Here is a 5,649-nt window from a genome sequence, read left to right on the forward strand (position 1 = left end):
AGCGGGGCAATCCATTCCTCGTTAAATCAGGCATTCTCAAGCAAGGCTTCATGCACATAAAAAACAGCATCATTATTGCGACAAGAAATTAGAGACTAAAACTATGAATCACCCAAAACCCTCTGGAGAGATCCAGGCTGTTGCGATAGCAACTGCAGATGACTTAAGGGAAACCATTCGTCGCAAAAGCAAGCTAAAGGGGCGTCAAGCAGATGATGCCTCCTTAGCGGAAGTTCGCCAGTTAATTGGTGATGCACCTCATCGCCGTGATTTACTGATTGAGAATTTACATAAGCTCAATGATGAATATCGTGCTTTGCATGATCGTCATTTAGTTGCCCTCGCAAAAGAAATGAATTTGCCGATGGCTGAAGTCTACGAAGTTGCTACTTTCTATCATCACTTCGAAGTGGTGCGCGGCAATGATCCGGTTGCTGATATCACTGTGCGCGTATGTGATGGCATCGCTTGCGAATTAGCTGGCGCACAAAACCTATTGGCAAAGTTGCCATCCATCTTAGGTAATCCCAAAGTTAAAGTAGTTGCTGCACCATGTGTAGGCCGTTGTGAGCAAGCACCTGTAGCAGTTGTGCATCAGTACCCAGTATTGTTTGCCACTACCGACAAAGTTAGTGCTGCCGTCAAAAATAATCTGACCAACCAACCAATGGCTAAGGACAGCGCCAATTTTGATCCAGCAGCATTAGCTGAAAAAGGTGTATCTCCTCAAGGTGAAAATCAAGCGGTCTCTCCTGACTATGTTGGCTATGAGTCTTATTGCGCGCAAGGTGGATATGCTTTAGCCAAAGAAATTATTGACGGTAAAAAAGATGCTGAGAGCATCATCAAAGCCATGGAAAATTCTGGCCTTCGTGGTCTCGGTGGCGCAGGTTTCCCTGCGGGGCGTAAGTGGCGTATTGTGAAGGACCAAGCTGCACCGAAGTTGATGGCAGTTAACATTGACGAAGGTGAGCCCGGCACATTTAAAGACCGTACTTACTTAGAGCGTGATCCCCACCGTTTCTTAGAAGGTTTGCTGATTGCAGCTAATGTAGTGGGTATTGATGCTTGTTATATTTATCTGCGTGATGAGTATCACGGTTGCCGAGAATTGCTTGAAGCAGAGTTAGCTAAGTTAAAGGCTAGCCCCCCATTTAAGTTGCCATTGATTGAGTTGCGTCGCGGTGCTGGTGCTTACATTTGCGGTGAAGAATCCGCCATGATTGAAAGTATCGAAGGTAAGCGCGGCGAACCTCGCATGCGTCCTCCCTATATTGCGCAAGTTGGATTGTTTGGTCGTCCAACACTAGAGCACAACTTTGAAACTCTCTATTGGGTGCGTGACATTGTTCAGCGTGGCCCTGAGTGGTTTAGCTCTTTTGGCCGCCATGATCGTAAAGGTTTGCGTAGCTATAGCGTCAGCGGCCGAGTGAAGAGCCCTGGCGTGAAGCTAGCGCCTGCTGGCATCACTATTCAGGAATTGATTGATGAGTACTGTGGCGGCATGCAAGATGGTCATCAGTTCTATGGCTACTTGCCAGGCGGCGCTTCTGGCGGCATCTTGCCAGCAACCATGAATGACATCCCGCTTGACTTTGATACCTTGCAGCCCTATGGATGCTTTATTGGTTCGGCTGCGGTAATGGTCTTTGGAGATAAGGACAAAGCACGAGATATGGCGCTTAACGTCATGCACTTTTTCGAGCATGAGAGTTGCGGTCAGTGCACGCCATGTCGTGTTGGTACAAGTAAGGCCGCCAAGCTTATGCAGTCAAAGTCTTGGGATAAAGAAACCTTAGAGGACTTAGCTACTGTAATGGTTGATGCCTCCATCTGTGGTCTAGGTCAAGCTGCGCCTAATCCAATTCGCTGTATTGCTAAATATTTCCCGCAAGAAGTTGCTTAATCAGCGACAAATTACTAAGGGAAAAACGAGACAAATATGAACGCACCAGTAAATCCTAAAGAACTTGAGTTGCAAACCGTAGAGTTCAAGCTAGATGGTCAAACCATCGTTTCTTACGAAGGTGAGACCATTCTCAAGGCGGCTAAACGCCATGGTATTGATATTCCACATCTGTGCTTTAAAGACGGTTACCGTCCTGACGGTAACTGCCGCGCTTGCGTTGTGGAGATTAATGGCGAGCGCACCTTAGCACCAAGTTGCTGTCGGAGCGCAACTCCTGGCATGGAAGTCAAAGCCAATAGCGAGCGTGCATTGAAGAGTCAAAAGCTCGTGTTGGAGATGCTCTTATCTGATATGCCCGATGAAGGATTTAAGTGGGTTGGCGATACCAAGGAAGAAGAGCAAAAAAATCAACACGGTGAGCTCAGCACTTGGGCTGCCCGTATGGATGTTACCGTCCGTCCTGAGCTCAAGGCATTGCGCCGTGAAAAAGTGAGCAATGACGTTTCTCATCCAGCGATGGCTGTGAACCTAGATGCTTGTATTCAATGTAATCGTTGCGTGCGTGCTTGCCGTGAAGAGCAGGTGAATGATGTGATTGGCTATGCAATGCGTGGCGCGCATAGTGAGATCATATTTGATCTGAATGACCCAATGGGCGACAGTACTTGTGTTGCTTGTGGAGAGTGTGTGCAGGCTTGCCCAACAGGCGCATTAATGCCTAAGGGTTTGATCGGCTCACAAACCGTGGATCGCAAAGTAGATTCAGTATGTCCTTTCTGTGGTGTCGGTTGTCAAATTACTTATAACGTTAAAGATGAAAAGATTGTTAGCGTTGAGGGTCGTGACGGCCCTGCAAATCACAATCGTCTTTGTGTTAAAGGTCGTTTTGGTATGGACTATATCCATAATCCACAGCGCTTAACTAAGCCGCTGATTCGTAAGGCTGGCGTTGCTAAAGATGAAGCCTTGCTTGAAGGCAATCAAGATTGGTCAAACATCTTCCGTGAAGCAACTTGGGAAGAGGCGCTGGAAGTTGCTGGCGGTGGTCTTAAGAAGCTCAAAGATCAATACGGCAATAAGGTCTTAGCTGGCTTTGGCTCTGCTAAAGGTAGCAATGAAGAAGCGTATTTATTCCAGAAGCTGGTGCGCACTGGCTTTGGTAGCAATAACGTGGACCACTGTACCCGTCTATGCCACGCATCATCTGTTGCTGCGCTATTAGAAGGCGTTGGTTCTGGTGCAGTAAGTAATCAAGTAAACGATGTTGAGCACTCTAGCTTGATCTTGTTGATTGGATCGAATCCAACAGCGAATCATCCAGTAGCAGCTACTTGGTTCAAGAACGCCGCTAAGCGTGGAGCAAAGATTGTGTTGTGTGATCCACGCAAGACAGATATTGCTAAGCATGCCTGGCGTACGATGCAGTTCAAGCCGGATAGTGATGTTGCCATGCTTAATGCCATGATTTATACGGTTATTGAAGAAGGTCTGGCTGATAAAGAATTTATTGCTAATCGCGCGAATAATTTTGAAGCTCTCAAAGAAAATATCAAGGGTTATAGCCCAGAAGCAATGGCGCCAATCTGCGGTATTCCGGCGGAGACTTTGCGTGAAGTAGCGCGTGAGTTTGCCACTACGAAGTCTGCAATGATTTTGTGGGGTATGGGTGTAAGCCAACACGTTCATGGAACTGACAATGCTCGTTGCTTAATTGCATTAGTCAGCATCACTGGGCAAATTGGTAAACCAGGATCTGGTTTGCATCCATTGCGTGGGCAAAATAACGTACAGGGTGCTAGTGATGCTGGCTTGATTCCGATGATGTTCCCGAACTATCAACGCGTTGATAACCCAGAGGCGCATGCTTGGTTCGAGAAGTTCTGGGATACCCCATTAGATAAGAAGCCAGGTTATACCGTTGTAGAAATCATGCATAAGATTACTGCACCTGATAGTGATCCCGATAAGATTCGCGGCATGTATGTTGAGGGTGAAAACCCGGCGATGAGTGATCCTGATTTGAATCATGCCCGCCATGCTTTAGCTTCATTGGATCTCTTGGTGGTGCAGGACATCTTTATGACTGAGACAGCATTGCTGGCGGACGTTGTATTGCCTGCAAGCGCATGGCCAGAGAAGGTTGGTACTGCAAGCAATACTGACCGTATGGTGCAAATGGGTAAGAAGGCTATTAATCCACCGGGTGATGCGAAGCCTGATTTATGGATTATCCAAGAGATCGCTAAACGCATGGGTCTCAATTGGAATTACCAAGGTCCAGATGATGGTGTTGCAGCAGTTTATGACGAGATGCGTCAAGCCATGCATGCAGCCATTAACGGCATTACTTGGGAGCGCCTTGAAAAAGAATCCAGCGTCACTTACCCATGCCTATCTGCTGAAGATCCAGGTCGTCCGATTGTATTTAATGACAAGTTTGATACCAAAGATGGCAGGGTGAAGCTAGTGCCAGCCGATATCATTCCGGCGAATGAGCGCCCAGATTCGGAGTACCCATTTGTATTGATTACTGGCCGTCAGTTAGAGCATTGGCATACTGGCAGTATGACGCGCCGCGCTACTGTATTAGATGCGATTGAGCCTATGGCTACCGTTTCTATGCATGGCGAGGATATGACTCAGCTGGGGGTTATTGCTGGCGATGTCATTACAGTTCAGTCGCGACGTGGTGAAGTGGCAATTCATGTGCGTAGAGATGATGGCACGCCTCGTGGCGTCATCTTTATCCCATTTGCTTACTTTGAGGCGGCAGCCAACCTCATCACCAATCCGGCCTTAGATCCATTTGGCAAGATCCCAGAATTTAAATACTGTGCTGTCAAGCTAGTCAAAGGTGGTCAAGCTTCAGTGTTTATGGGATACGGTACTAATGATTCCTCAAGACAATTGGGGAGTGCTATCTCTTAATAACTTCTTGCCTATGTAAAAAAGGTTCCTATTACGGAGCCTTTTTTATTTTGTATTAGCAAATCTATCATGTACATCAACGGGGATGCTGCAGTGCATGATGAATTGATTAAATATTAGAAGAACAGAGTTATATAAGGGATAGTAGCTATTGCAACCCCAGACTAGATGACTAATATAGACAAATTATTATTAGAAAGTAAGGAGATAGTGCATGTTAAAGATTCTTGTTCCGTTATTTGCGTCAGCTGTTTTAGCTACCAATGTTTATGCGGCCGACCCCATTACTATTAAATTCAGTCACGTTGTCACCGAGAACACCCCAAAAGGTCAGGCTGCTCTGAAATTCAAAGAGCTTGCTGAAAAGAAGTTGCCCGGTTTAGTCAAAATTGAAATATTCCCAAATTCCCAGCTTTTTGGTGACGGTAAAGAAATGGAAGCCCTGTTATTGGGTGACGTACAAATTATTGCGCCTTCTTTATCTAAATTTGACCGCTTTAGTAAACAGGTTCAAGTGTTTGATTTGCCTTTCATCTTTAAGGATCCTGAAGCAGTTGATCGTTTCCAGTCTAGCCCGGACGGCCAAGCTTTGTTGAAGTCAATGGAGAAAAAGGGAATTCTTGGTTTGGCTTACTGGCATAACGGCATGAAGCAGTTGTCAGCCAACAAAGATATTCTCCTGCCTGATTCTGTTAAGGGTCTCAAGTTCCGTATTCAACCCTCTGCATTGCTTGAGGCGATTTTTAAGCAGTTAGGTGCAAGCCCACAGAAAATGGCATTCTCTGAGGTGTACCAAGGCTTACAAACCGGCG

At 46.3% G+C, this 5,649-nt stretch carries 3 protein-coding genes; all 3 read left to right on the forward strand.

The annotated features are described in order from the left end of the window. Nucleotides 1-103 precede the first annotated feature (103 nt). A complete protein-coding gene (locus B7X71_RS11020) occupies nt 104-1,906 on the forward strand; it encodes an NAD(P)H-dependent oxidoreductase subunit E (protein WP_293600749.1) in 1,803 nt (600 codons plus the stop codon). A gap of 36 nt (nt 1,907-1,942) precedes the next feature. Then, nucleotides 1,943-4,837 carry a formate dehydrogenase subunit alpha gene (fdhF, locus tag B7X71_RS11025; RefSeq protein ID WP_293600750.1) on the forward strand — a complete coding sequence of 965 codons (2,895 nt, stop codon included), beginning with the start codon at nt 1,943-1,945 and terminating at the stop codon, nt 4,835-4,837. Nucleotides 4,838-5,051: 214 nt separating this feature from the next. Continuing rightward, the coding region (locus B7X71_RS11030) for a DctP family TRAP transporter solute-binding subunit (protein ID WP_293600751.1) at nt 5,052-5,649 on the forward strand (598 nt) is incomplete at its 3' end.

It is taken from the genome of Polynucleobacter sp. 39-46-10 (assembly GCF_002282275.1).